The sequence below is a fragment of the Streptomyces sp. NPDC045701 genome (genome assembly GCF_056432045.1).
Genome location: NZ_JBWKJV010000027.1, coordinates 1 through 25,394, shown reverse-complemented (window position 1 = coordinate 25,394; position 25,394 = coordinate 1). Strand labels below are relative to the sequence as shown.

The window sequence follows — 25,394 nt, the reverse complement described above, 5'->3', positions numbered from 1 at the left end:
GCCCCGTCCCTCCTGCCCGTAGGTAAATGCTGCTATGAGAAAAGACTGTTCTTCGGACGGTACCCCAGCATTGTCACCCGCGACCGCCTTCCCATGCTTCAACGGCGGGAGGGCGGTCCAGGTTCCCGGGGCCCGGCGGGCGTCCTGGGCGGTTCAGCCGCCGTAGACGTGCGGGGCGAGCGTTCCGACGAACGGGAGGTTGCGGTACTTCTCCGCGTAGTCCAGGCCGTAGCCGACGACGAACTCGTTGGGGATGTCGAAGCCGATCCACTTCACGTCGATCGCGACCTTCGCCGCCTCCGGCTTGCGCAGCAGCGTGCAGACCTCCAGGGAGGCCGGCTCGCGCGAGCCGAGGTTCGACAGCAGCCAGGACAGCGTCAGACCGGAGTCGATGATGTCCTCGACGATCAGGACGTGCTTGCCCTTGATGTCGGTGTCCAGGTCCTTGAGGATCCGGACGACGCCGGAGGACTGGGTGCCCGCGCCGTACGAGGAGACGGCCATCCAGTCCATCGTGACGGGGGTGGACAGCGCGCGGGCCAGGTCGGCCATCACCATGACGGCGCCCTTGAGGACACCCACGATGAGCAGATCCTTGCCCGCGTACTCAGCGTCGATCTTCGCGGCGAGCTCCGCCAGCTTCGCGTCGATCTCTTCCTTGGTGATGAGCACCGACTTGAGGTCGGTGCCCATGTCTTTCTCGTTCACCCGGGTCACTTTCGTTGCAGCGTGCGTCAGCCTTGCCGAATGACCAGTCTGCCACCCTGCCGGCGTGCCACGACGCGGCCGGGCAGATTGATCGCTCCCTGACCCCGCCAGCCGGTGATCAGCCGGTCGAGTTCCTCGATGTGCCGGGCGAACAGGGAGCCGGCGGGGGCGCCCTCGGCGATGGCCGCGCGGCGCAGCACGCGGCGGCGGACGGCCGGCGGCAGCGCGTACAGCTTGGCGCACTCCAGGAGGCCCGCCTCGTCCCGTACGGACGGGTCGGCGTCGGCCGCCCAGGCGTCCAGGGCGTCGGCGTCGTCGCGGCACAGCCGGGCCGTCCGGGCGAGGGCCTCGACCACCCCCTTGCCGAGGGACTTCTCCAGGGCGGGCAGCCCCTCGTGGCGCAGCCGGGACCGGGTGTAGGCGGGGTCGGCGTTCATGGGGTCGTCCCAGACCGGCAGGGACTGCACCATGCAGGCCTTGCGGGCGGTCTGCCGGTCGAGCTGGAGGAACGGGCGACGGTAGCGGCCGGCCGTACCGGACACGGCGGCCATGCCGGACAGGGAGCGGATGCCGGAGCCCCGGGCGAGGCCGAGGAGCACCGTCTCGGCCTGGTCGTCACGGGTGTGTCCGAGCAGTACGGCGGCGGCGCCGAGGCGCTCGGCGGCGTCGTCGAGGGCGCCGTACCGGGCGTCGCGCGCGGCGGCCTCGGGTCCGCCCTCGCGTCCGACGGTCACGGCGATCGCCTCGACCGGGTCGAGGTTCATGGCGGTGAGGCGGGCGGCGACCTCGGCGGCGCGCAGGTCGGAACCGGGCTGGAGGCCGTGGTCGACGGTGACGGCACCGGCGCGGACGGCGAGCTTGCGGGCCTCGAAGGCGAGGGCGGAGGCGAGCGCCATGGAGTCGGCGCCGCCCGAACAGGCCACCAGGACGAGCGGGGGCCGGCGGGACCCGGCGGCGGGTTCTTCGGTTGTCCCGGCGGTGGGGAGCGCGGGAGTGGAGTGCTCGGTGAGTACGTCGTGGAGTACGCGGCGGACCGCCAGGCGTATCGCCGCGACCGCAGGATGGGGACCCATGTCCGGTGCCCTTCGTGTGAAGTTGGGGGGTGCCTCGGTCGGAGTCTTAACGGCCGGAGCGGGGAGTTCGGTCACTCAGAGTGCGTCGATGGTGACAGAACTCGGCCGTTACCCGAGCATCGCACGCCTACCCACAGCCCACGGTCCCTCGGATGGGTGATTGGGGAGGCGTTCTTCTGCCCTCGGCCGGATCGGGCTCCTCAGTCTGCTTTACGGTGCACCCTCGCGACCCAGTCCGCCGGTTTGGCGATCTCCGCCTTGGTGGGCAGGGTGTTGGGGGAGGTCCACACCCGGTTGAACTCCGCCATCCCGACCTCGTCGACGACCGTGCGAACGAACCGCTCGCCGTCGCGGTACTGGCGCAGCTTGGCGTCCAGGCCCAGCAGCCGGCGCACCGCCTGGTCCAGCCGGGAGGCGCCCTTGGCCCGGCGCTCCTGGAACTTCTCCCGGATTTCCGCCACCGACGGCACGACCTGCGGGCCGACGCCGTCCATCACGTAGTCCGCGTGGCCTTCGAGCAGCGACATCACGGCGGTGAGGCGGCCGAGGATCTCGCGCTGCTCGGGCGTCTGGACCAGCTCGACGAGGGAGCGGCCGCCCTCGTCCTCCTCGCCCTCGGGGCGGGCGCCGGTCAGGGCCTGGGCGGCCTCCCGCAGCCGCTCCAGGACCGTCATCGGGTCCACGTCGGTCGCGGCGAGGAATGACTGGATCTCGCCCCGGAGGTGGTCGCGCAGCCACGGAACGGCCGTGAACTGGGTGCGGTGCGTCTCCTCGTGGAGGCTCACCCAGAGGCGGAAGTCGTGCGGGGCGACGTCCAGCTCCCGCTCGACGTGGACGATGTTCGGCGCCACCAGCAGCAGCCGGCCGCCGCCGTTCTCGCCGGCCGGGAGCTCCCGGGTGGCGGGGGCGAACGTCTCGTACTGCCCGAGGACCCGGGAGGCCAGGAACGACAGCAGCATGCCCAGCTCGACGCCGGTCACCTTGCCGCCGACCGCGCCGAACACGGCCCCGCCGGGGCTGCTGGAGCGGCGCTCCTGCATCTTCTCCAGCAGCGGCTTGAGCAGCTCGCGGAAACCGGCGACGTTGGCCCTGATCCAGCCGGCCCGGTCGACCACCAGGACAGGGGTGTCCTCCGGTTCGTGCCCCTCGGGGATCATCCGGGTGAAGGCCCGGACGTGCTCCTCGGACGCCTTGGCGTGCCGCCGCAGTTCGGCGACGACCGCGCGGGCCTCCTCGCGGCTCCCCTCGGGCCCTGGGCGGACCAGTCGGGTCGCGGTCGCGACCGCGAGCTTCCAGTCGACCATCTCGGCACCACCGATGCTCGTCATGCGTCAACCGTACGTGCTCGGCGCCGGATCGGGTCAGGGTGCGGCGCCGACCGGCTCACGGGACGAGCGCGGCGGCGAGCTTGTCGAGGGCGGGCTGGGCGGCGGCGGCGGACGGGGTGCGCCCGGCGAGGAACGCGAAGGCCAGCAGGCGGCCGTCGGCGGTCACCACCGTGCCGGCCAGGGTGTTCACGCCGGTCAGGGTGCCGGTCTTGGCCCGTACCAGGCCGGCGCCCTTCGCGCCCGGGGATCCGTCGGTGTAGCGGTCGGCGAGGGTGCCGCTGAAGCCGCCGACGGGCAGGCCGGTGAGGACCGGGCGCAGCTGCGGGCGGGCGGGGTCGGCCGCCCGGGCGAGCAGCGCGGTGAGCAGGGCGGCGGAGAGCCGGTCGCGGCGGTCCAGGCCGCTGCCGTCGGCGAACCTGGCCCCGCCGAGCGGTACGCGCAGCTCGCGCAGCCGCTGGGCGACGGCACGGCCGGCACCGTCGAAGCTCGCGGGCAGCCCGGAGGCGATCGCGGTCTGGCGGGCGAGGGCCTCGGCGAGGTCGTTGTCGCTGTGGGTCAGGGCGCGCTCGACGAGTGCGGACAGCGGCTCGGACCAGGTCTTGGCGAGGGGCACGGCCTTCTTGGGCGCACGCGCGCGTGCGGGGGCCTTGCCGGTGGTGACGCCGTGTCCGCCGAGCAGGGCGGCGAAGGCGCGGGCGGTGTCGCCGGCGGGGTCGGTGGAGCGCGGGGCGGGGCCGGCGGTGGACCTGTCGAGGCGGCCCTCGTCGGTCATCAGGGCGGTGACCGGGGCGATGTTGTCGTTGACGCCGATGGGGTGCCGTTCGGGGCCGGTGTAGCGGGAGGTGTCGTACGTCAGGGTGACGGCGGTGACGCCGCGGGAGCGCAGGGCGCGGGCGGTGTCGGCGGCCAGGGCGGTCAGCCGGGCCCGGTCGAGGGTGGGGTCGCCGCCGCCGACGAGGGTGACCCGCCGGGCGTCGGGGCCTGCGACGGTCGTGGTGGGGATGCGGTGGTCGGGGCCGAGGGCGGTGAGGGCGGCGGCCGAGGTGGCGATCTTGATGGTGGAGGCGGGTGTCATGGCGGTGGCGGCCCCGTTCCCGTACAGCCGCTTTCCCGTCGTGGCGTCGACGACGGACGCCGTGCGCAGCGGGCCGAGCCCCGGGTCGGCGAGCAGCGGGCCGAGGGCGGCCGCCAGGGAGGCGGGCGGCGCGGCGGGCTCCGGGGCGGCCTCGGTCCGTGGCGCGGTGAGGGCCGTGAGGACGCCGGGGGCGCTGGGGGCCGGGGCGGGGGCGGGCCGTCCGGGGCCGGCCGCGTGGTGATCTGCGCCACCTGTACGAGCCTGGGCGGCGGCCCGGGCGCGCTCGGCCGTACGCTGACCCGAGTCCCAGGGTCCGGCCAGGGTCACCGCCCCGGTCGCCAGGACGAGGCCGAGCACGGCGGAACCCGCGGTGAGCTGCACCAGCTTCGGCTCCAGCACGGCTGACCAGCCCCTTTCGCGAGCACACGGTTGCGTGAGGGACACTTAACCACTGAGCTGTGCCGCGAGCACGGCGCCCCCGGTGAGCACGGCGGTCCGGTCCTGCTGGGGGAGCAGTATCACCCGACGTTTTGTGTTGATCTTGGAGGAGCCACCCGTGGAGTTCGACGTCACCATCGAGATCCCGAAGGGGTCGCGGAACAAGTACGAGGTGGACCACGAGACCGGTCGTATCCGACTGGACCGCCACCTCTTCACGTCGACCGTCTACCCGGCCGACTACGGCTTCGTCGAGGGCACCCTGGGCGAGGACGGCGACCCGCTGGACGCGCTGGTCATCCTGGACGAGCCGACCTTCCCGGGTGTGCTGGTCAAGTGCCGCGCCATCGGCATGTTCCGGATGACGGACGAGGCGGGCGGCGACGACAAGCTGCTGTGCGTCCCGGCCTCGGACCCCCGCATGGAGCACCTGCGCGACATCCACCACGTGTCGGAGTTCGACCGCCTGGAGATCCAGCACTTCTTCGAGGTCTACAAGGACCTGGAGCCCGGCAAGTCCGTCGAGGGCGCCAACTGGGTCGGCCGCGCCGAGGCCGAGGCCGAGATCGAGGCCTCCGTCAAGCGCCTGGAGGCGCAGGGCGGCGCTCACTGAGCCCCTTTTTTCCGTATGACGGGCGGTGCACCCCTCGGGTGCACCGCCCGTCGTCGCGTGGAGGCCCTTGGCCGTGCCCATACTGGGCAGGCGGGTCGGATGGGTCGGACGGGAGCGAGGACGAGCACAGTGGCGCCGGAGACGGACGGTCCGGAGGACCGTAAGCCTCAGTCGGACGAGGCACACAGCGCCTTCGCGCCGCCACCGGGCGTGGAGCAGCCTTCCGGTCCCGAGGAGGACCAGCAGACGACGTCGGAGTTCGCCCTCCCCCCGGGGCTGGTGCCCGAGGTTCCCGCCGAGCCGGAGGGGTCGGCGTTCGCCCCGCCGCGCACGTATTCGGCGAAGGAGTCGCCCGCCGCCTTCACGCCCGCCGAGGGGTTCCCCGCCATACGGCTGTCCAAGGACGCGCCGTGGCAGGACCGGATGCGCACCATGCTGCGGATGCCGGTGAGCGAGCGGCCGGTGCCGGAGCCGGTGCAGAAGCAGGACGACACGGGGCCCGCCGTGCCGCGCGTGCTCGACCTGACGCTGCGCATCGGCGAGCTGCTGCTGGCGGGCGGCGAGGGCGCGGAGGACGTCGAGGCGGCGATGTTCGCGATCTGCCGCTCGTACGGGCTCGATCGCTGCGAGCCGACGGTCACCTTCACGCTGCTGTCGATCACGTACCAGCCCTCGCTGGTGGACGACCCCGTCACGGCGAACCGGACCGTGCGCCGTCGTGGCACCGACTACAACCGCCTGTCGGCGGTCTACACGCTGGTCGCCGACATCAACGCCGAGGACTACGAGGTCTCGCTGGAGGAGGCGTACCGGCGCCTCGCGGAGATCCGCCGCAACCGGCACCCCTACCCCGGCTGGGTGCTCACCGTGGCGGCCGGCGGGCTCGCGGGCGCCGCGTCCATGCTGCTGGGCGGCGACATGGCCGTGTTCCTGATCGCGGCGGCCGGCGCGATGCTGGGCGACCGGCTGGCCTGGCTCTGCGCGGGGCGCGGGCTGCCGGAGTTCTACCAGTTCGCGGTGGCCGCCGTGCCGCCGGCCGCGCTGGGCGTGACGGTGAGCCTGCTGCACGCGGGGCTCCAGCCGAACGCGGTGATCACCGGTGGGCTGTTCGCGCTCATCCCGGGACGGGCGCTGGTGGCCGCCGTGCAGGACGGGCTGACCGGCTTCTACATCACCGCCTCGGCGCGCCTGCTGGAGGTCGGGTACTTCTTCGTGGCCATCGTGGTGGGCGTGCTCTCCGTCCTGTACGGCGGCGTCCAGCTCGGCGCCAAGCTCAACCCCGAGGGCGTGCTCAACGCGGTCGAGCGGCCGGTCATCCAGATCCTGGCGGCGGTGCTGCTGTCGGTGACCTTCGCGGTGCTGCTCCAGCAGGAACGTTCCACGGTGCTGTTCGTGGCGCTGAACGGGGCCGCCGCGTGGGTGATCTACGCGTCGATAGCGGTGACGGCGGGCGGCTCGACGGTGATGGCGACGGCGGTGGCGGCGGGGTTGGTGGGCCTGTTCGGGCAGCTCATGGCCCGGTACGAGCACACCTCGTCCCTGCCGTACGTGACGGCGGCGATCGGGCCGCTGCTGCCCGGCAGCGCCACGTACTTCGGGGTGCTGAACATCGCGCAGAACAACATGGACGCCGGGTTCACCTCCCTGGCGCGGGCCGCCGCGCTGGCGCTGGCCATCGCGATCGGCGTGAACCTGGGCGGCGAGATGGCCCGCCTGTTCATCCGCGCTCCCGGCTCCGCGGCGTTGCGCCGCGCGGCCAAGCGCACGCGCGGCTTCTGACCCGGTCGGGGCCGGGTTGCCGCGGGGCGGGCGGTGTGCGGTGCTGCCGGTGGGCCGGGGTCGGCCCCTCCGGGCTCACCCCACGACCCACCGACGGACACCGCGGACACCCGCACCGGAAAGGGGCGGCGCCGTCAGCGCTTGGCGTGCCGTCCGCGCGGGGCCTGCGGCGCCCCGTCCTCGGCGGCCGACTGCTTCTTGCTCTGGGACCGGGCGCGCAGGTACTCGATCACGATCGGGACGACCGAGATCAGCACGATGAGGATGAGGATGGCCTCGATGTTCTTGTGAACGAACTCGATCTTGCCCAGCGACGCCCCGAGCAGCGTCACACCGGCGCCCCAGAGGAGACCGCCGATGATGTTGAAGGTGAGGAACGAGCGGTAGTTCATCCGGCTCACACCGGCGATGATCGGCGTGAAGGTCCGGACGATCGGTACGAACCGGGCGAGGATCAGCGACTTGGGGCCGTGCTTCTCGAAGAACTCATGGGCCTTCTCCACGTTCTCCTGCTTGAAGAGCCGGGAGTCCGGACGCCGGAAAAGGGCCGGTCCGACCTTGCGGCCGAAGAGGTACCCCACCTGGTCGCCGATGATCGCGGACAGCACGACCAGGGTGCACACCACCCACAACGGGGTGTCGAGCACACCGGTGGTGACCAGCAGGCCCGTGGTGAACAGCAGTGAGTCACCGGGGAGGAAGAAACCGATCAGCAGTCCGGACTCGGCGAAGACGATGACCAGGACGCCGATGAGGCCGAAGGTCTCGATGAGGTAGTCCGGGTCCAGCCAGCTCGGTCCGAGCGCAAGCGTATTCACGGGTTCCGGGGCTCCTGGGTCGGTGGGCGGGGACGGCTGCCCAAAGCTATCAACGCTTGCCCCGCCCTCCCGGTTCCACGCCCCCTCCCGACCGGACGCCCGGCCCCGCGCCCGCCCCGCACGGGGGTCCGGGCCTGGGGCCGGAGCGGGCCCGGGACCGGGAGCCCGTGCGGGGGCGACCGCTCAGGCGTGGCGGGCGGCGTTGGCGTGGATCGCGCCGTGGAGGTGCTGGGCGAACCCCGGCCGCATGGCGTCGAAGTACGCGGTGAAGCGCTCGTCCCCGACGTACATGTCCGCGAGGCACCGGTGGATCTCGTAGGTGCACTCGTAGTGCCACCGGACGATCTGCCGGCGGTGTTCCTCCGCCAGGTCCATCGCCCGCTCGCTCGTCGGCGGTTCACCGTCGGCCATGACGGCCTGGTAGCGGTCGCCCCAGTCGGCCGCCTCCTCCTTCATGCGCTGCCAGTCGGCCTTGGTGTAGCGCGCCGTCCGGCGGGCCGACTCGCGGTAGGCGTCGGTGTCGCCCCAGCGCCGGCGCACCTCCTCCTCGTACTGGTCGGGGTCGTGGTCCCCGAACACTTCGAACTTCTCCTCGGGCGTGAGGTCAATGCCCATCTTCCTGGCCTCCATGGCGTGTTCGACGGCCTCGGCCATCTTCTGCAGCTCGGCGATCCGCGCGGTCAGCAGCTCGTGCTGGCGCCGCAGGTGTTCCCGCGGGTCCGCGTCGGGGTCGTCGATCAGGACCGCGACCTGGTCGAGCGGGAAGCCCAGCTCCCGGTAGAACAGGATCCGCTGCAGCCGGTCGAGGTCGGCGTCGTCGTAACGCCGGTGGCCCGCGTGGCTGCGGCCGCTCGGGGAGAGCAGCCCGATCTCGTCGTAGTGGTGCAGGGTCCGCACCGTGACGCGGGCGAAAGCGGCGACCTGTCCCACGGAGTAGCTCACGGCCTCTCCGCTCCCTTCTTCTCGGTACGCGGACCAGCCTGGCCCCTCACGCGACGTGAGGTGCAAGCCGTCGCCGCCACGCCCCCGAGCGGGCACCCGCACCGCCCCGGCGGAACCGGCTAGCGCAGGTCTCCGGGGTGCGGGATCCCCGTCGCGTACGGGTTCTCCTCGCCGTCCGCCAGGACGCCCACGAAGGGCTCGCCCTCACCGGCGAACGTGTACGCGCCGCGCTCGATGCGCTCGATCAGCCCCCGCGTCCACGCGGCGCCCGCGTCGGCCGAGTGCACCCACATGTTCATGATCTCGCCGATGTGGCCGAGCGACTCCGGCCCGTCGGCGGGCGTGTAGTACTCCGTGACGCCCGCCCGCCACCGCTCCAGGCCCTCGATCCGCCGCTTGAGCAGCGCGACCGCCTCCTCGCGGGGCAGGTCGACGATGAAGCCGACGCCCGCCGACAGGACGTCGGTCCTCTGGTCGTACGCCGTCAGGGACTCGCGCAGCAGCGCGAAGTACGCCTCGGTGCCCTTGTCGGTGATCTCGTACTCGGTGCGCGGAGGCCCGCCGGCCGTGCTCGGCGCCGTCTCGTAGGCGTGCAGGAGCCCTTGCTTGGCCATCTGCTTGAGCGCGTGGTAGATGGAGCCCGGCTTGGCGCTGGACCACTCGTGCGCGCCCCAGAACTCCAGGTCGTTGCGGATCTGGTAGCCGTGCGCCCGCCCGTGCCGGCGCACGGCCCCCAGCACCAGCAACCGGATCGCCGACATCTCCTCACGCACCTTCCTGGTCGGTCCCGACCAGGGTACGCAGGGCGCTCCGGCCGCAGCGGGCGGCCGGCCCACGCGCGCGTCCCGCCGGGCGTCAGCCCCGTTCGAGCGCGATCAGGTCGAAGGCGCCCTTGCCGTCCAGCGACTCGCGGATGATGTCGGCGTGGCCGGCGTGCCGGGCGATCTCCTCGACCAGGTGCATGCCCAGCCACCGCATCGAGACCCGGGCGTCCTTCGGGTACCAGGGCGCGTCGGGCAGCGGGAAGGTGTCGTCCAGGCTCGGCACCGTCCGCAGCAGTTCCTCGGTCTCCTTGGCGACCCCGTCCCAGAAGGCGAGCACGGCCGGGATCGACTCGCCCTCCTCCAGCCGGAAGCCGTCCGCCCAGGTCTCCTGGGTGCGCTGCCTCTCGTTCGGCTGCTGCTGCGCCATCCGCAGCCACCCCAGCTCCGTCTCGGCGACGTGCTTGAGCAGCCCCGAGAGCGACAGCTCGCTGGCGCTGGGACGGGAGGCGGCCTGCTCCTCGGTCAGCCCGATCACCGACCGGCGGAGTGCGCCGCGCTGCGCCTCGATGAAGTTCAGCAGCGCGCCGCGCTCGTCGCCGTGGGCCTCTGAAGGAACGTGCGTGACCATGACCTGTCCGCCTTTCGGGTCGGTGCCTTACGACAACCAACCTACGGACCCTCGCGGTCAGGTTCTGTCCTCAACTCGCGGCCACCAGGGCACTCAGAAGGGGAAACGGCTCCGGCCGTGCTGGATGGAGATCCACTTGTGGGTGGTGAAGGCATCCACCGTGGATTCGCCGTTCAGCCGCCCCACACCTGAGTGCTTCTCGCCTCCGAAGGGCACGATCGGCTCGTCGTGGACGGTGCCGTCGTTGATGTGGATCATGCCCGTGTGGATGCGCCGGGCGATCCGTACGCCACGCTCGACGTCACTCGTATGGACGGCACCGCTGAGCCCGTACGGGGTGTCGTTGGCGATCCGTACCGCCTCGTCCTCCCCGTCGAAGGGGATGAGCATCACGACGGGCCCGAAGATCTCCTGGCCCAGGACCGGGGAGTCGGCCGGCACGTCGGTCAGCACGGTGGGCGCCACCACGTTGCCGGTGGCGGTGCCGCGTACGAGCGCCGACGCGCCGGCGGCGACCGCCTGGTCGACCAGTGTGGTCACGGCCTCGGCCTGGGAGGAGTTGATGAGCGGGCCGATGTGGGTGGTGGGGTCGGCGGGGTCGCCGGACTTGAGCCCGCGGACCTTGGCGACGAACCTGTCGGTGAACTCCCGCAGCACCGATCGGTCGACCAGCACCCGGTTGGCGGCCATGCACACCTGCCCCTGGTGCACGAACCGGCTGAAGACGGCCGCGTCGACGGCGTAGTCGATGTCCGCGTCCTCCAGCACGATGAGGGCGCTGTTGCCGCCGAGTTCCAGGACGGACCGCTTGAAGTGGGCGGCGCAGACGGTGGCGACGTGCTTGCCGACGCGGTCGGACCCGGTGAAGGAGATGACCTTGGGCACCGGGTGCTCGATCAGGGCGTCGCCGATCTCCGCGATGTCGGTGATCACCACGTTGAGCAGTCCGGCCGGGAGCCCGGCGTCCTCGAAGATCTTCGCGACCAGGGCGCCGCCGAGGATCGGGGTGTTCTGGTGGGGCTTGAGCACGACCGCGTTGCCGAGGGCGAGCGCCGGGGCGACGGACTTGATGGAGAGCAGGAAGGGGAAGTTGAACGGGCTGATGACCCCGACCACGCCTACGGGCACCCGGTAGAGGCGGTTCTCCTTGCCGTCGACCGGCGAGGGCAGGATGCGGCCCTCGGGCCGCAGCGCCAGCTTGACCGCCTCGCGCAGGAACTCCTTGGCCAGGTGCAGCTCGAAGGCCGCCTTGGTGCGCGTCCCGCCGAGCTCCGCGATGATCGCCTCGGTGATCTCGTCCTCGCGCTCCTCGATGAGCCGCAGCGCCCGCTCGAAGACGGCACGGCGGGTGTACGGGTTGGTGTCCGCCCACGCGCGCTGGGCCCGCTCGGCCGCCCGGTAGGCCTGGTCCACTTCCTCGACCGTGGCCACGGTTATGGAGGCGAGCTTCTCCTCGTTGTACGGGTTGAAGTCGATGATGTCCCACGAGCCGCCGCCGGCCCGCCACTCACCGTCTATGTACTGCAGGGCCAGGTCTGTGAAGTAGGACATGCCATCCCTTCCCGAGGGCGCGCACCGCTCTCATGACACGCTCATGACGACGCGTTTGATGGGACGTCATCCTACTGGCGGGTCACGTGAGTTGGAGGAGCCCCCGCAGAACGTCGCGGCTCTCCTCGGGGCCCGGGCTGTCCTGATGCAGCCGTTCCATCACCCGCTCGTACTGGGCCACTTCCTCGCGCTTGTCGAGGTAGAGCGCGCTCGTCAGCTGCTCCAGGTAGACGATGTCGGAGAGGTCGGACTCGGGGAAGCGGAGCATGGTGAACGCACCGCTCTCGCCCGCGTGTCCGCCGAAGCTGAAGGGCATGACCTGAAGGGTGACGTTGGGCTGCTCGGAGACCTCGATGAGGTGCTTGAGCTGGTCGCGCATCACCTCCCGGTCGCCGTACGGGCGGCGCAGGGCGGCTTCGTCGAGAACGGCGTGAAAGTGCGGGGCCCGCTCGGAGACGAGGACCTTCTGGCGCTCCAGGCGCAGTGCCACGCGCCGGTCGATCTCCGCGCGCGGGGCACCCGGCATGCCGCGGGTGACGACGGCGTGCGCGTACGCCTCCGTCTGCAACAGCCCGTGCACGAACTGCACTTCGTAGATGCGGATCAGCGAGGCGGCACCCTCCAGACCGATGTACGTCTGGAACCAGCCGGGCAGGACGTCTCCGTAACTGTGCCACCAGCCGGCCACGTTGGCCTCGCGGGCGAGACCGAGGAGGGACTCGCGCTCGGCGTCGTCGGTGACGCCGTACAGCGTGAGCAGGTCCTCGATGTCCCTCGCCTTGAAGCTCACCCTGCCCAACTCCATACGACTGATCTTGGATTCGGACGCCCGGATCGAATAACCGGCGGCCTCGCGCGTGATGCCGCGCGACTCGCGCAGCCGCCGCAGTTGCGAACCCAGCAGGATGCGCCGCACCACGGAACCGCTCGACTCACTTGCGGTCACGTCTCCAACCCTCCCCATCGCTGATGTGTACGACGGAGCACCCCCGAACTCCGAGACGCCGGATTCTGCCACCAAAACGCTTCACCGCGTACTCGGACGGTTACGCAAAGACGAAGCCTTGACCGAGTCGCGACCCCGTGAGCGTCCTGCGGGTGAAACTGGGGGACGGAAGATATGGCCAGCAACCGGCACGGGGAGGGACAGGTCGGGCGCGTGCACGTGCATCTGCCCTTGCATCAGGTGGTCGCATTCGGAACCATGGGGCCCGCGCACCTGCGTAGTCGTTCGTGTTGTCGCACCACAGCCGCGAATCCCGGGAGTGCCTCGCATGGGGACGAATGGATCGACCATGCTCGAGCCTTTAAGGCAGGGGCTTCCGCCGATCGACGCCGCTTCCGTCTCCAGCTCCGCCTCGTGCGCGCTGCCCGCCCGCTATGAAGCGGTGCGCGGGGCACGGAAGTTCACGAGCACGACGCTCGCCCAGTGGGACCTCACCGACCGGTTCGACGACGTCGCCCTGGTGGTGTCCGAACTCGTCACCAACGCGCTCCGGCACGCCCTGCCCGCCGACCGGCCCCGCGAGGCGCCGCACGACCCGCCGGTACGGCTGCATCTGATGCGCTGGGCGAGCCGCCTGGTGTGCGCGGTGCGCGACCCCAGCCCGGACAGCCCCACGGCGCGCGAGTCCGACGAGGACTTCTCCGCCGAGTCCGGCCGGGGACTGTTCCTGGTCGAGTCCTTCAGCGACAGCTGGGGCTGGCACCAGCTGGCGGGCACGCTGCACGGCAAGGTGGTGTGGGCCCTGTTCCGCCTCTCGGAGACGCCCGACGCGCCGCAGGCGCGGCAGACACCGCAGACGCCGTAGGGCACACGGCCGGCGGACGGAACGCCGGGCGCCGGACGGACCGGCGGCACGAACGTCCCAGGGGCGCCCCGGCGGGCGCCCCTGGGTCCGAGGGCCTCAGCCGGCTGCCAGGTGGTCGAACTCGCCGTCCTTGACCCCGAGCAGCAGGGCCTCTATCTCCGCCGGGGTGTACACCAGCGCCGGCCCGTCGGGATGCCGGGAATTCCGCACGGCCACATCCCCGCCGGGCAGCTTGGCGAACTCCACGCACGAGCCCTGCGAGTTGCTGTGCCTGCTCTTCTGCCATACGACGCCGTGAAGCTCCGTGGCCGCCATGCCGTTGTACACGTGGTGCACAGGACGCTCCCCGAGATACATGTTGCAGGTGTCAACTATCGGGATCATAGCTAGGTCGACGCACTGATTGCATGTGCAGATGCACGTGCACGGGGGGTGGTCCTGTGGTTACAGCCGCTTTGCTACTCCCCCGTACGACCATAGAGACGTACGGCGGGCTCCGTTGGCTCCCTCCTTCCTCCACGACATACGAAAAGGCCCTCCCGGAAGGAGGGCCTCGTACCGGACATGCGTACGCCGAGGGGGCCGGGTGCGCACGCCGAGGTCGTCAGCGTGCCGAGGAGGAGTACGGCAGCAGGGCCATCTCCCGTGCGTTCCTGATCGCCCGGGCCAACTGCCGCTGCTGGCGGGCCGACACGCGTGTCACCCTCCGGCTGCGGATCTTGCCCCGGTCCGAGAGGAACCTCCGCAGCAGGTCGGTGTCCTTGTAGTCGATGTAGGTGATGCCGTCGCGGTCCAGGGGGTTGGGGCGGGACCTGGCGGGCTTGCGGCCGGCCGGGCGGCGCGGGGACATGGGGTCAGACCTCCAGGAGGGCGTCGAATGAGGACGGGATCCGCTGCCAGGCCTCGCGGCCCGCGGCGTACTCCGCGTCGGTGAGCAGGCAGGAGTCGAGAAGCTCGGCGAGCCCCTCACGGTCCAGGCCGGGCGAGGTGAAGACCAGGTGCTGGCAGCGGTCCCCGTGCTCGGGGTGCCAGTCCAGCGCGGCCGCCGCCCGGCGCACCGGCGGGACCATCTCCCAGGCGGCGTCCGGCAGCGAGGCGAGCCACGGTCCGCCGGGCTCGACGCACAGGGCGCCGCCCGCCGCGTCCCAGGCCAGCAGCGTGTCGGGCCGGTCGGCCAGCCAGAACCGCCCCCGGCTGCGGGCGGCCGCGCAGCACAGGTCCTCCAGCGCCGCGTACAGCCGCTCCGGGTGGAACGGGCGACTCCGGTGCCACACGTACGTACCGACGCCGTGCGCGTCCGCCTCCTGCGGCAGCAGCGCACAGGCCGGGTGCTGGGCGGCCGCCGCGGCCTCGACGTCGAACCCGGCCAGCGCGGCGGCGGCCAGGTCCCCGTCCGGCAGCTCCACCCGGCGGGCCGTCGGTGGAGCTGGGCGAGCAGCGCCCGGTCCTCGTCGTCGGCCTCAGGGCCGTCCAGGACGGCGAGCACCGGCGCGTACTCCAGCTGGCGCGCCCAGGTGTCGGCGACCGTCCGCCGGTCGGTGGCGGCCGCGGCGAGACCCGCCTCCCGGAGGTCGTCGCCGTTGCCGAGGCAGGGCAGCACCAGGGCCGGGTCGACGGCGGTGATCACGGAGCCGATCGTCAGCCCGGCCGCCGCGACCACCTCGGCCATCGCCTGGGGCTCGACGGAGTCCCACAGCTCGACCACCGCCAGCCGCGTCGCCCCGCCGACGGCGCTGTCCGCCAGCCGCTCCAGCTCGGGCACCAGGTCCTCACGCAGCGCGCAGCACGCGCAGTCGTTGACGAGCGGGGTCTCGTCCGCCGACAGGAGGCCGGTCGCGTCGCGCACGGTGCGCCTGACCGTGCCGCGCTCGGCGGCGGCCGTCAGGTCGTGGTGGAGCGCCACGCTGCCGGGGACGGTGGTGCGCAGCCGCTCCACGGCGGCGGCGCGGGCTTCGGCGTGCAGCCCGCCGACGAGAGCGACGGACAGCATCAGCGGGCCCCGTGGCGCCGGCCGTACCGCTGCTCGAACCGCTCCACGCGCCCGGCCGTGTCCAGCACGCGCGCCTGGCCCGTGTAGAAGGGATGGCTCGCGGAGGAGATCTCGACGTCGATAACGGGGTACGTGTTGCCGTCCTCCCACTCGACCGTCTTGTCACTGGTCGCGGTGGACCGGGTCAGGAAGGCGAAGCCGCCCGCCTTGTCACGGAAGACCACGGGTGCGTACGTGGGGTGGATTCCCTGCTTCACGGCGCCTCAGCGCTCCTCTCGGAAGTCGACGTGCCGTCCGGCGACCGGGTCGTACTTGCGCAGCGTCATGCGGTCGGGGTCGTTACGGCGGTTCTTGCGGGTCACGTAGGTGTAGCCGGTGCCGGCGGTGGACCGGAGCTTGATGACCGGTCGGAGTTCGTTGCGGGCCATGGCGCTAGAGTAGATGGAAATGGTTTCCATTTCCATCAGAGCCTCAGAGAGGTAGGTCACCCTTGTCCGCCCACTGCCAGCTGACCGGCGCCCAGCCGGGCTTCGGCAACCGCGTCTCGCACTCGCACCGGCGTACGCCCCGGCGCTTCGACCCCAACGTCCAGCGCAAGCGCTACTGGCTGCCCAGCGAGGGCCGGTACGTCCGGCTCACCCTGTCCACCAAGGGCATCAAGACCGTCGACACCATCGGGATCGAGGCCGCCGTGGCCCGGATCCGCGCCCGCGGGGTGAAGGTCTGATGGCCAAGAAGAGCAAGATCGCGCGCAATGAGCGGCGCAAGGCGGTCGTCGAGCGGTACGCGGCCCGCCGCGCCGAGCTGAAGGAGATCATTCGGCGGCCCGGCACCCCGGAGGCCGAACGGCTCGCCGCCCGGGCGGAGCTGCGCCGCCAGCCGCGGGACGCCAGCCCCACCCGCGTCCGCAACCGCGACAGCGTGGACGGCCGCCCGCGCGGCCACCTGCGCCGGTTCGGGCTCTCCCGGGTGAACCTGCGGAAGCAGGCGCACGCCGGGTTCCTGCCCGGAGTCACCAAGTCGTCCTGGTAGCGGGCCCTACCGGCTGGTAGCTTGGCGCGCGTTTCCGGCACTGACGTTGGGGAGACGTGGCGTGGACGCGCACAGGCTCGTACGTACCGGGGTCGTCGCGGCGGCGGGTGCCGCCGCCGTTCTCGCACTGGCCGGCTGCGGCGGCGGCCCCGACCAGCGGCGCGCCGGCGCCACCGCCGGCGGGCGGCCGTCCGGCGGCCCCGCCGCGTCACCGGCCACCTCCGCGCCCCCCGCCCCGTCCCCGTCCGCCCCTCCCGCCGCCCCCGGCGCGGCGGACGGGTCCTGGGTGGGGCTCACGGGCGGCAGGCCCGTCAGCGTCACCGTCAAGAAGGGCCACGCCCTGGTGCTCGTCGTCACCTGGGCGGGTGGCGCGAAGGACACGCTCACGAAGGCGGAGACGCCTTAGGGGGTGTCCCCGGCCGGCCGTGGTCCCGTGCGCGCCCCGGCGGCGCCGGACCGGCGAATCCGCACGCCACGCCCCGGGCCCGGCGCGACGACGCCGCGTCGTCCCGTTCGTGAAGGCGGCGCGCCCCGGGGTGCCGCTCCCGCCGCTACCCGGGCAGCCGGCCCCGTCCGCGGCCGGCCGTCCGGCCGTGGTCCGTGCGCGCCCGGTCGGCCGCCGCCGTGCCGTGGTGCCAGCCCGCCTCGTCGGTGGCCCCCCGCACCCGGGCCGTGGTCGTCTCGGGGAACATCCGGTCCGCCCGGTCCGTCACCGCCACGTCCCGCGCCGCCAGGACCGGCAGCAGTGACGGTTCCCCGGCCGTGACCCGCTCGGAGGTGGACGCCAGCCGGTCGCCGAGCCGGTGGGCGTACGCCAGCAGGAACGACTGGCGGAACGTCTTCGTACGCTTGCGGCCCCCCGCCCTCTGCTCGGCCTCCGCCTTCGTCATCGCGCCCGTGCCCTGGACCAGCAGCGAGGTGTACAGCAGCTCGACGACCTCCAGGTCCGGCTCGAAGCCGACGACCGTCGAGAAGCCGAACGCCTCGTTCCACACGGCCCGGCAGCGGTTCGCCGACGCCACCGCGTCCAGCAGGATCGCCTTGGCCGTCTCGTACGGCGCCTCCACGCCGATCCGCAGGGCGCCGGGTTCCTCCGGGCTGTGCGTGCGGGCCGCCAGCGCCGCCTCGTCCAGGCTGTACCGGGCCATCAGCTCCTGCGCCTTCGCGGTGAGCGCCTCGGCCTCCTCCGGGAACCCGGTCGCCTCCGCCTTGGCCAGCAGCGCCCGGATCCGGCCCAGCACGCGCGGCTCGCCGTGCGCCGGCGGCGCGTACAGCGGTGACGTGCCCGGCGCGGGGCCCACCGGCTCGATCGCCGGGAGGCGGGCGAGCAGCCGGTACAGCTCCAGCACGGCGGTGGCGTAGGAGAAACGGTCGGCCCGCCAGCCGGTGTCGCCCAGCACGGCGACCTGCTCGGCCCACCGGGGCGGCAACTGCTCGTACCCGCGGATCTCGGCCGCGATCAGCCCCGCCACCAGCCGTACGTGGTGCTCGTCCAGGTCGCGGCGTACCAGCCGGACGACGTCGGCCGGCTGCCAGCCGCGCTGCCAGGCACGGCGTACGAACTCCTCGCCCCGGCGCGCCAGTTCCGCGTCCGCGGCCGGGTCGGCGGCCAGGAGGGAGGCTCCCGTGTCCAGGGCGGTGTCGTCCCCGGCGTACAGCGCCGCCGCGAACGCCCGCTCGACGACGCCCGCCTCCGAGTGCCCCGCTGACATGCTCCCTGCCTCCTCTTTCGGTACGCCGGCTCCGGTGTCCGCCGCTGTCCATGGTCGCAGGGGGTAGGGCCGGCCCTACCCCGAAGACACCTGCCAGCGGTCGTGATCGGGAGCCGGGAAGACGGTTGGCTCGAGGCATGACCACCACCGCCGTACGGCTCACCGCCCTTCGTCGCGCCTACCGCGACGTCACCGCCCTCGACGGGGTCGACCTCGGCTTCCGCGCCGGGTCCTTCACCGCCGTGATGGGCCCGTCCGGGTCCGGGAAGTCGACGCTCCTCCAGTGCGCGGCGGGGCTCGACCGGCCGACGGGCGGACGGGTCGAGGTGGCCGGGGTCGACCTGGGCGGGCTGAGCGAGCGGCGGCTGACCCTGCTGCGGCGCGACCGGATCGGGTTCGTGTTCCAGGCGTTCAACCTGCTGCCGTCGCTGACCGCCGCGCAGAATGTCGCCCTGCCGCTGCGGCTGGCCGGACGGCGCCCCTCGCGGGCCGACGTGCGGGCGGCCCTCGCCCGCGTGGGGCTCGCCGACCGGGCCGGGCACCGGCCGGGCGAGCTATCCGGCGGGCAGCAGCAGCGGGTGGCGATCGCGCGGGCGCTGATCACCCGGCCCGCCGTGCTGTTCGGCGACGAGCCGACCGGGGCGCTCGACACCACGACCAGCCGTGAGGTGCTGCGGATGCTGCGGGAGGTCGTGGACCGGGACGGCGGGACGATCATCATGGTCACGCACGATCCGGTGGCCGCGTCCTACGCGGACCGGGTGGTCTTCCTGGTCGACGGCCGGGTCGCCGGCGAGCTGACGGCACCCACCGCCGAGGCGGTCGCGGGCCGGATGGCCGGACTGGAGTCGGCGTCCCCGGTGTCCTCGGCCTCCCCGGCCTCCCCGGCGCGTGCCGCGTGCTGAGCCTCGCGGTCCACGGGCTGCGCGGCCGCTGGACGGCCTTCGTGGGCGGCTTCCTCGCGCTGGCCCTCGGCGTGGGGCTGCTCACGGCCATGGGCCTGGGCCTGGCGTCGACGTTCGACGCGCCGGAGCGGGCACCCGAGCGGTTCGCCGCCTCCCCGGTGGTGGTGATCGGCACGGACACGCTGACCGTCGGGCGCGTGACGCACGAGCTGTTCCATCCACACCCTGTGGACGCGCGGCTGCTCGGCGAACTGCGCGCCCTCGGCACGGTGGTCTCCGACGGGCGCCCGGACGCCGTCGGCGTGGACGCCGACCCCGAGGCCGTACGCCGGGTCGTCGGCGACCGGGGCCGGGTCGTCACCGGGGACGAGCGCCGGCAGGCCGATGCGGGCCCGGCGCGGGACGCGGAGGCCCTGGTCACGGTGAACGCCCTGCTGGGCACGGCCGGCGGCGTCACCGCCTTCGTCTCGGTGTTCGTCGTGGCGTCGGCGTTCGCCTTCGCGGTGGCGCTGCGCCGACGCGAGTTCGGCCTGCTGCGCACGGCCGGGGCGACCCCCGGGCAGGTCCGGCGGGCGCTGCTCACCGAGGCGGCCCTCCTCGGTGCCGCCGCCTCCGCCGCGGGCTGCGCACTCGGGGCGCGGGGCGCGCCGGAGCTGGCCCGGGTCCTGGTCGAGGGCGGCCTCGCACCCGAATGGTTCACCGTCCGGGACACCGCCTGGCCGTATCACGTCGCCTTCTGGACGGGCCTGGTCGTCGCCGTCACCGGCGCCTGGGCGGCCGCGCGCCGGGCGGGGCGCACCGGCCCGGTGGAGGCGCTGCGGGAGGCCGACGTCGACAGCGGCGTGCTGCCCCCCGGCCGCCGCCTGCTGGGCACGGCGCTGCTGCTCACGGGCGCCGCCCTGCTCGCCTGGACGCTGCTCACCGACCCGTCGGACCCGCTGAGGCGCAAGGCGTACACGATTCGGCCGATGGTGCTGATCACCGGGGTGGCCCTGCTCGCCCCGCTGCTCGTCCGCCCGCTGGCACGCACGCTGCCCCTGCCCGGTGCCCTGGGCATGCTCGTACGGGAGAACACGGCGGCCGCCCTGCGCCGGACCGCCGCCGTCGCCGCACCCGTCCTGGTCACCGTCGCGCTGGCCGGGGCGCTGCTGGGCTCGGCGGCGTCGGTGACCGCCGCGAAGGCGGCCGAGACGCGGCGGCACACGGCGGCGGACCACCTGGTGACGGGCGAGAACCTCCGCCCGGTGCGGGTCCCCGGCGCCACGCTCTCCCCCACCGCGTCGACCGGCGTCTTCGTCCGCGACGGCCGCACCGCCGTCGTGCGGTACGAGGCCCGGGCGGTCACCGACCCGGCCGCCTTCGCGGACCTCGCCCGCCTGCCCGTCGTGGCGGGTGACCTGAAGGACCTGGACGACGGCTCGATCGTCGTCAACGAGGAGATCGCCCACGGCGAGTCCGGGCGGCGGACGGTCGGAGACCGCGTCGACGTATGGCTGGGCGACGGCCGGGAGGCGTCGCTGCGCGTCGTCGCGGTGCTCGCGACCGGGACGGGTGACAACGGCCCGTACGTCACGGCCGCCAACGCCCCCGCGGCGGCGGTCGACCGCATCGACGTACGGCTCCCGCCCGGCACGGATCCCGGCGTGCTGCGGGCCACCGGTGGCACGGTCACCACCGTGGACGCCGGGGCGGCCCCGCGCACCGGCCCGCAGACCCGGCTCGGTCTCCTCGTGGTGCTCGGCATCGCCCTGGTCTACACCGCCATATCCCTCGCCAACTCGCTGGTGACGGCCACGTCGGTACGGGGCGGGGAACTGCGCGCGCTGCGGCTGACCGGCGCGACCCGCCCGCAGGTCCTGGCGGTCGTCGCGGGCGAGACGCTGCTCGCCGTGGGGATCGGCGCGGTGCTCGGCGCGGCGGTGGCGGCGGTCTGCCTCGCCGGACTCGGCGCGGCCCTCGCCGCCCTCTCCGCCCCGGTGGTGATCGCCGTCCCGTGGGGCACGGTCGGCGCCGCTCTGGGCGGCTGCGCGCTCGTGGCCGTCACGTCGTCGGTGCTGACCGCCGCCCGTACGGTCCGGTGAGCCGCCGCGCCGGACGTCCGGGCCGGGGCGGGGGCAGCCCTCTTCCACGCCGCCGCGTGACCGCCGGTCGCGCCGATTGTCAGTGCCGGGTGCCAGACTCGCATGCGTGAACGAACGCTGGGCGGTGGACGACTCCGGGGGCGGTGGCGCGCGGCTCGTCCCCCTCGGTGAGGACGGCCTGCCCGCCGGACCGGTGCTGACCGAGCCCGACCTCGTCGAGGCGGTCCGGTCGCGGCCGGACGTCGGCCGCTGGGTGTGGCGCTCCACCGGCGCCGTGTACCCGCGGCTCCTCGCGGCCGGTGTCCGGGTCGGGCGGTGCTACGACATCGAGGACGCCGAGCAGCTGCTGCTCGGGCACGAGGGGCGGCTGGGCGAGCCCCGTTCGGCGGCGGCGGCCTGGGCACGGCTGCGCGACCGGCCCGTACCGCCCGATCCGCCGCCGAGGGCGGCCGAGCCGGGCGCGCACGCGCAGTCGTCACTGTTCGACCCCCGGCCCGCGCTGGACCTGCCCTTCGAGGCGCTGCTGGAGGTGTACGCGGACCAGCACCGAAGACACGAGGCCGCCGAGCACCCCGGGCGGATGCGGCTGCTGACGGCGGCCGAGTCCGCCGGGATGCTGGTGGCCGCCGAGATGCACCGGGCCGGCCTGCCGTGGCGGGCGGACGTCCACCGGGCGGTGCTGCACGAGTTGCTGGGCGAGCGGTACGCGGGCGGCGGCGAACCGCGCCGGCTGGCGGAGCTGGCGGACCAGGTGTCGGCGGCCTTCGGGCGCCGGGTGCGCCCCGACCTGCCGGCCGACGTGGTGAAGGCGTTCGCCCGGGCGGGGATCACGGTGCGGTCGACGCGCCGCTGGGAGCTCGCGAAAATCGACCACCCGGCGGTGGAGCCGCTCATCGCGTACAAGAAGCTGTACCGGATCTGGACGGCGCACGGCTGGAGCTGGCTCCAGGACTGGGTGCGGGACGGGCGCTTCCGGCCGGAGTACCTTCCGGGCGGCACGGTCAGCGGGCGCTGGACGACCAACGGCGGCGGCGCCCTGCAGATCCCGAAGGTCATACGGCAGGCGGTCGTCGCGGACGACGGCTGGCGGCTCGTCGTCGCGGACGCGGCCCAGATGGAGCCCCGGGTGCTGGCGGCGATCTCCCGCGACCCGGGGCTGATGGAGGTGGCGGGCCACCCGGACGACCTGTACACGCGCCTGTCCGACCGGGCGTTCTCGGGTGACCGCGACCACGCGAAGCTGGCGCTGCTGGGCGCGATCTACGGGCAGACCAGCGGGGACGGCCTGAAGAACCTGGCGGCCCTGCGCCGCCGGTTCCCCCTGGCGGTGGCGTACGTGGACGACGCGGCGAAGGCGGGCGAGGAGGGCCGGCTGGTACGCACCTGGCTGGGGCGCACGAGCCCGCGCGCCGCGGGTGCGGTGGAGGCGGACGAGGCGGGCATCCCCCAGGAGGGCACCGAGGAGCCGCTGTCGGACGGCGAGTTCACGCCGGGGTACGCGTCGGTGAACGCCCGCGCGCGGGGCCGGTTCACCCGGAACTTCGTGGTGCAGGGCAGCGCCGCCGACTGGGCGCTGCTGATGCTGGCCGCGCTGCGGCAGGCGCTGGCGGGGATGCGGGCAGAGCTGGTCTTCTTCCAGCACGACGAGGTGATCGTGCACTGCCCCGCCGCGGAGGCCCCGGCCGTCACCGAGGCGATCCGCACGGCCGGTGACACGGCCGGGCGGATCGCGTTCGGGGACACCCCGGTTCGGTTCCCCTTCACGACGGCCACGGTGGAGCGCTACTCCGACGCGAAGTGAGGGGGCCGGGGCCGGTCCGCGAAGTCCCGCCCGGCCCGCGCGCTGCGGGCGGACGCCATACGTTCCGTACGCTCCCTAGCGGGCCAGGAACCAGGTCCGGCTGAGGGCGATGGCCTTCAGCTCCGCCATGGTGATCAGGGGCTCCGCGCCCCTCTTCGCCGACTTGGGCGTGGGGGCGTTGTACGCGGAGACCGTCATCTGGAGGCCGTTGACCCTGAGCGAGTCGACCCGCCAGCGGACGACGCCCGGTTCCTGGGCGGGCAGCCGCCGGGTGGCGACCTTGGTCCCGTCCGGCAGGGTCTCGGTCCACGTGACGTCCTCGAGGTTGCGTACCGCCTCGATGTACGTCATGTGGCCCTGGCCGTCGGTCACCACGACATGGCCGTCCACGCCGGTGCCGCCCTCGGAGTACACCTCCAGGCGCTTGGGCAGCAGGGACTTGAGGACCGGCAGGATGTCACCCGGTTCCGCCTCCGCGCCGGGCTCGACCGTCCCGAACGTGTTCGGCTCACCGTCCGGGGTGAAGGAGGCGTCGACGAACATCCCCAGGTGCCGCAGCTTGCCCGGGTTCATCCGCGGGTTGCGGCCCTTGGGCGACACCGCCCCGGACACCTGCACGTTCTGGGTGGCGAGCTCGATGAGGTAACCGTTCGGGGAGACCATGGTGACCGCCCACCTCTTGACGCCGCCCGCCCTGCCCGCCTCGGTGTACCCCTTCACGGCCCGGTCGCCCGGCTGGTTGGTGCACTCCTCGTAGGGCGAGCCCTTCCGGGGCGGGCAGACGAGCAGCTTCTTCAGCCCGGGGTCCGCCGGGTCGACCCGGCGCACGGACAAGGTGACGGTCGCCTCGCCCCCAGCCGTCGCCGAAGGTGATGGAGGCCCGTCCCGCGTCGGCCGGCTCCGTACTGCCGCTGCCCTCGACCCGGGGGTCCGCGACGGCGATCCCGGCCCGGTTCACACGCTGCGGTCCTCCCAGTACCGCAGCACCACCACGGCCCGGTCCTTCGGCGCCAGCCGCGCCAGCGCGTCCAGCAGCGCCACCCGCAGGGCCGGGTCGTCGCCCCGCCCGGTGGTGGACTCGGGCAGCTCGGCCAGCGGCCGCTCCCCCGAGGAACGCCGCCGCCACACCGAAGAAATACTCGCCGGAGTTCCGTGAGGAAGCTGTCCAGATCGCGCTGCGGTCGAGCAAGACGATCTCTGAAGTCGGCCGAGAACTCGAAATGAACCCGGAAGACCCTTCGCAGCTGGGTGAAGAAGATCAGAGAAAGCAAGAACCGGCGCCGGGAGCCTTTTTCATCTGTAGCTCTGGCGGGTGTGGCGTGGTTCGCTGTTGACGCGGGAGGAACACGCGGGGCATCTCCATGGTTGGGCGGGTCACCACAACAGGCCTGACCAGCGGAGATGCCCCGGTGTTCGCTTATCCTGCCGCGTGTGACGTGGAGTTGGAACTCCTCGAAATGGTGACGATGGTCCTTGTCGCGATTGAAGGGGACCGGTCCTGCAAGCTCCGGCCGTATGACCGTGCCCGGTGCACCCTGGTCTACCTGCGCAAGCACGACACCCTCGAACAGATCGCAGCCGGATTCCGAATCAGCGTGGCCACAGCCTGGCGTTACGTGCACGACACGATCGAGTGTCTTGCCGCGTTCGCGCCGTCCCTCACCGAGGCGCTCACGCACTACCACGGCGACGGATACGTGCTGCTCGACGGGACGGTCGCCGGGACCGACCGAGTACAGGCGGCAGGCCACTACTCCGGCAAGGTTCGTCGTGAGGGGGTGAACCTGCAGGTCATCACGACGGACGCAGGTGCGTTGCTGTGGATCTCACCGGCCCTGCCCGGCGGAACCCATGATGTGAGGGCCGCGCGAGAGCACAACATCATCTCCGTCTGCGCGGGGCTGGGCCTCGAGGTCCTGGCGGACAAGGGCTACGTCGGAGCCGGCGGCACCGTCATCACCCCGGTCCGGCGCCGCTCCCGAACCGAGCTGAGCGACAAGCACAAGGCGTCGAACAAAGTCCACGCAGCGCTTCGGGCCCCGGTCGAACGCACCATCGCGAGGATCAAGCAGTGGCGCATCCTCCGCCATGCCCGTACCAGCCCGAACAGACTCTCGTCAGTCACCTCAGCCCTTCTCACCCTCATGATCTACACGTGAAAAAGGCTCCGGGAACGGAGCTGGCGGTGAGCGAGCGGGCGCGCCTGAAGGAGCTCGAACGGCGCAACCGCGAGCTGGAGATGGAAGTCAGCTTCCTGAAAAAAGCCGCGGCGGAGTCAACCGGTTGACGCAACAGCGGCGGCGAGCTTATCAGCGGGGGTTTCAAAGCCTAGAGTCTGCCGGGGC

Annotated in this window: 28 protein-coding genes and 2 pseudogenes; 12 read left to right on the top strand and 18 right to left on the bottom strand. The window is 72.9% G+C overall.

Features of this window, described 5'->3' with window-relative positions:
• Positions 1-153: 153 nt before the first annotated feature.
• The 4 genes from hpt to dacB form a co-directional block, all read right to left on the bottom strand.
• Positions 154-693: a hypoxanthine phosphoribosyltransferase gene (hpt, locus tag AC07DW_RS24300; RefSeq protein ID WP_064067358.1), complete on the bottom strand. Its 540-nt coding sequence runs from the start codon at positions 691-693 to the stop codon at positions 154-156.
• A 41-nt stretch (positions 694-734) separates the two neighbouring features.
• A complete protein-coding gene (gene tilS / locus AC07DW_RS24295; protein WP_478859786.1) occupies positions 735-1,781 on the bottom strand; it encodes a tRNA lysidine(34) synthetase TilS in 1,047 nt (348 codons plus the stop codon).
• 200 nt (positions 1,782-1,981) lie between these two features.
• Positions 1,982-3,109 (bottom strand): zinc-dependent metalloprotease, encoded by a 1,128-nt coding sequence (locus AC07DW_RS24290; protein ID WP_478859785.1) that lies wholly within the window; start codon positions 3,107-3,109, stop codon positions 1,982-1,984.
• Between the two features lie 55 nt (positions 3,110-3,164).
• Positions 3,165-4,583, bottom strand: coding sequence for a D-alanyl-D-alanine carboxypeptidase/D-alanyl-D-alanine endopeptidase (gene dacB / locus AC07DW_RS24285; protein ID WP_478859784.1), 1,419 nt, complete (start codon positions 4,581-4,583; stop codon positions 3,165-3,167).
• A 157-nt stretch (positions 4,584-4,740) separates the two neighbouring features.
• Between dacB and AC07DW_RS24280 the strand changes: the two genes are divergently transcribed.
• Positions 4,741-5,235, top strand: coding sequence for an inorganic diphosphatase (locus AC07DW_RS24280; RefSeq protein ID WP_064067354.1), 495 nt, complete (start codon positions 4,741-4,743; stop codon positions 5,233-5,235).
• Between the two features lie 99 nt (positions 5,236-5,334).
• On the top strand, positions 5,335-7,014 hold the full coding sequence (locus AC07DW_RS24275; RefSeq protein ID WP_478859783.1) for a threonine/serine exporter family protein: 1,680 nt from the start codon (positions 5,335-5,337) through the stop codon (positions 7,012-7,014).
• Positions 7,015-7,148: 134 nt separating this feature from the next.
• Here AC07DW_RS24275 and AC07DW_RS24270 read toward each other — a convergent pair whose 3' ends face one another.
• The 6 genes from AC07DW_RS24270 to AC07DW_RS24245 form a co-directional block, all read right to left on the bottom strand.
• The gene (locus AC07DW_RS24270; RefSeq protein WP_478859782.1) at positions 7,149-7,832 is read right to left on the bottom strand and encodes a DedA family protein; all 684 of its coding nucleotides are present in this window, start codon (positions 7,830-7,832) and stop codon (positions 7,149-7,151) included.
• 183 nt (positions 7,833-8,015) lie between these two features.
• Entirely contained in the window at positions 8,016-8,774 is a 759-nt protein-coding gene (locus AC07DW_RS24265; protein ID WP_478859781.1) for a MerR family transcriptional regulator, read from the bottom strand.
• A gap of 119 nt (positions 8,775-8,893) precedes the next feature.
• Entirely contained in the window at positions 8,894-9,535 is a 642-nt protein-coding gene (locus tag AC07DW_RS24260) for a PadR family transcriptional regulator (RefSeq protein WP_478859780.1), read from the bottom strand.
• 94 nt (positions 9,536-9,629) lie between these two features.
• Entirely contained in the window at positions 9,630-10,166 is a 537-nt protein-coding gene (locus tag AC07DW_RS24255) for a DinB family protein (RefSeq protein WP_478859779.1), read from the bottom strand.
• Positions 10,167-10,259: 93 nt separating this feature from the next.
• Positions 10,260-11,717, bottom strand: a complete 1,458-nt coding sequence (locus tag AC07DW_RS24250) for an aldehyde dehydrogenase family protein (RefSeq protein WP_478859778.1) — start codon at positions 11,715-11,717, stop codon at positions 10,260-10,262.
• Positions 11,718-11,799: 82 nt separating this feature from the next.
• Positions 11,800-12,681: a helix-turn-helix domain-containing protein gene (locus tag AC07DW_RS24245; RefSeq protein WP_478859777.1), complete on the bottom strand. Its 882-nt coding sequence runs from the start codon at positions 12,679-12,681 to the stop codon at positions 11,800-11,802.
• A gap of 310 nt (positions 12,682-12,991) precedes the next feature.
• Between AC07DW_RS24245 and AC07DW_RS24240 the strand changes: the two genes are divergently transcribed.
• On the top strand, positions 12,992-13,528 hold the full coding sequence (locus AC07DW_RS24240; RefSeq protein ID WP_478859776.1) for an ATP-binding protein: 537 nt from the start codon (positions 12,992-12,994) through the stop codon (positions 13,526-13,528).
• Between the two features lie 96 nt (positions 13,529-13,624).
• On the opposite strand, the gene AC07DW_RS24235 is transcribed toward AC07DW_RS24240, so the two are convergent.
• The 5 genes and pseudogenes from AC07DW_RS24235 to rpmG form a co-directional block, all read right to left on the bottom strand.
• Complete coding sequence (locus AC07DW_RS24235) at positions 13,625-13,864, bottom strand: DUF397 domain-containing protein (protein ID WP_064067345.1); 240 nt, start codon at positions 13,862-13,864, stop codon at positions 13,625-13,627.
• Between the two features lie 268 nt (positions 13,865-14,132).
• A complete protein-coding gene (rpsR, locus tag AC07DW_RS24230; RefSeq protein WP_478859775.1) occupies positions 14,133-14,378 on the bottom strand; it encodes a 30S ribosomal protein S18 in 246 nt (81 codons plus the stop codon).
• A gap of 4 nt (positions 14,379-14,382) precedes the next feature.
• A pseudogene (locus AC07DW_RS24225) lies at positions 14,383-15,518 on the bottom strand (CobW family GTP-binding protein).
• Complete coding sequence (locus tag AC07DW_RS24220) at positions 15,518-15,775, bottom strand: type B 50S ribosomal protein L31 (RefSeq protein WP_478859774.1); 258 nt, start codon at positions 15,773-15,775, stop codon at positions 15,518-15,520. Before AC07DW_RS24220 ends, AC07DW_RS24225 begins: the two are co-directional and overlap by 1 nt.
• Before the next feature lie 6 nt (positions 15,776-15,781).
• Positions 15,782-15,946: a 50S ribosomal protein L33 gene (rpmG, locus tag AC07DW_RS24215; RefSeq protein ID WP_030573688.1), complete on the bottom strand. Its 165-nt coding sequence runs from the start codon at positions 15,944-15,946 to the stop codon at positions 15,782-15,784.
• Positions 15,947-16,008: 62 nt separating this feature from the next.
• Here rpmG and rpmB point away from each other — a divergent pair, with 62 nt between their 5' ends.
• From rpmB to AC07DW_RS24200, 3 genes are all read left to right on the top strand, one after another.
• The gene (gene rpmB, locus AC07DW_RS24210) at positions 16,009-16,245 is read left to right on the top strand and encodes a 50S ribosomal protein L28 (RefSeq protein ID WP_478859773.1); all 237 of its coding nucleotides are present in this window, start codon (positions 16,009-16,011) and stop codon (positions 16,243-16,245) included.
• Positions 16,245-16,550, top strand: a complete 306-nt coding sequence (gene rpsN / locus AC07DW_RS24205) for a 30S ribosomal protein S14 (protein WP_478859772.1) — start codon at positions 16,245-16,247, stop codon at positions 16,548-16,550. Before rpmB ends, rpsN begins: the two co-directional genes overlap by 1 nt.
• Positions 16,551-16,611: 61 nt before the next feature.
• Positions 16,612-16,956 carry a hypothetical protein gene (locus tag AC07DW_RS24200; protein ID WP_478859771.1) on the top strand — a complete coding sequence of 115 codons (345 nt, stop codon included), beginning with the start codon at positions 16,612-16,614 and terminating at the stop codon, positions 16,954-16,956.
• A 145-nt stretch (positions 16,957-17,101) separates the two neighbouring features.
• Here the strand turns inward: AC07DW_RS24200 and AC07DW_RS24195 are convergent, their stop codons facing one another.
• A complete protein-coding gene (locus tag AC07DW_RS24195; protein WP_478859770.1) occupies positions 17,102-18,262 on the bottom strand; it encodes a DUF2786 domain-containing protein in 1,161 nt (386 codons plus the stop codon).
• Positions 18,263-18,399: 137 nt separating this feature from the next.
• Between AC07DW_RS24195 and AC07DW_RS24190 the strand changes: the two genes are divergently transcribed.
• The 3 genes from AC07DW_RS24190 to AC07DW_RS24180 all read left to right on the top strand — a co-directional run bounded on the left by AC07DW_RS24190 (position 18,400) and on the right by AC07DW_RS24180 (position 23,049).
• Positions 18,400-19,167 (top strand): ABC transporter ATP-binding protein, encoded by a 768-nt coding sequence (locus AC07DW_RS24190; RefSeq protein ID WP_478859769.1) that lies wholly within the window; start codon positions 18,400-18,402, stop codon positions 19,165-19,167.
• Positions 19,161-21,248 (top strand): FtsX-like permease family protein, encoded by a 2,088-nt coding sequence (locus AC07DW_RS24185; protein ID WP_478859768.1) that lies wholly within the window; start codon positions 19,161-19,163, stop codon positions 21,246-21,248. The genes AC07DW_RS24190 and AC07DW_RS24185 overlap by 7 nt, the downstream gene beginning before the upstream one ends.
• Before the next feature lie 106 nt (positions 21,249-21,354).
• Positions 21,355-23,049, top strand: a complete 1,695-nt coding sequence (locus AC07DW_RS24180; protein ID WP_478859767.1) for a bifunctional 3'-5' exonuclease/DNA polymerase — start codon at positions 21,355-21,357, stop codon at positions 23,047-23,049.
• A gap of 75 nt (positions 23,050-23,124) precedes the next feature.
• Here AC07DW_RS24180 and AC07DW_RS24175 read toward each other — a convergent pair whose 3' ends face one another.
• Positions 23,125-23,883: a hypothetical protein gene (locus tag AC07DW_RS24175; protein WP_478859766.1), complete on the bottom strand. Its 759-nt coding sequence runs from the start codon at positions 23,881-23,883 to the stop codon at positions 23,125-23,127.
• A 123-nt stretch (positions 23,884-24,006) separates the two neighbouring features.
• Positions 24,007-24,171: pseudogene (locus AC07DW_RS24170) on the bottom strand (SigE family RNA polymerase sigma factor); the annotation flags it as partial.
• Positions 24,172-24,218: 47 nt separating this feature from the next.
• Here AC07DW_RS24170 and AC07DW_RS24165 point away from each other — a divergent pair.
• The 3 genes from AC07DW_RS24165 to AC07DW_RS24155 are packed head-to-tail and all read left to right on the top strand — an operon-like array spanning position 24,219 to position 25,336.
• Positions 24,219-24,383, top strand: a complete 165-nt coding sequence (locus AC07DW_RS24165) for a hypothetical protein (protein WP_478859840.1) — start codon at positions 24,219-24,221, stop codon at positions 24,381-24,383.
• Between the two features lie 27 nt (positions 24,384-24,410).
• Positions 24,411-25,208 carry a transposase gene (locus AC07DW_RS24160; RefSeq protein ID WP_478859765.1) on the top strand — a complete coding sequence of 266 codons (798 nt, stop codon included), beginning with the start codon at positions 24,411-24,413 and terminating at the stop codon, positions 25,206-25,208.
• Positions 25,205-25,336: a hypothetical protein gene (locus tag AC07DW_RS24155; protein WP_478859846.1), complete on the top strand. Its 132-nt coding sequence runs from the start codon at positions 25,205-25,207 to the stop codon at positions 25,334-25,336. The genes AC07DW_RS24160 and AC07DW_RS24155 overlap by 4 nt, the downstream gene beginning before the upstream one ends.
• The last annotated feature ends 58 nt before the right edge of the window (positions 25,337-25,394 follow it).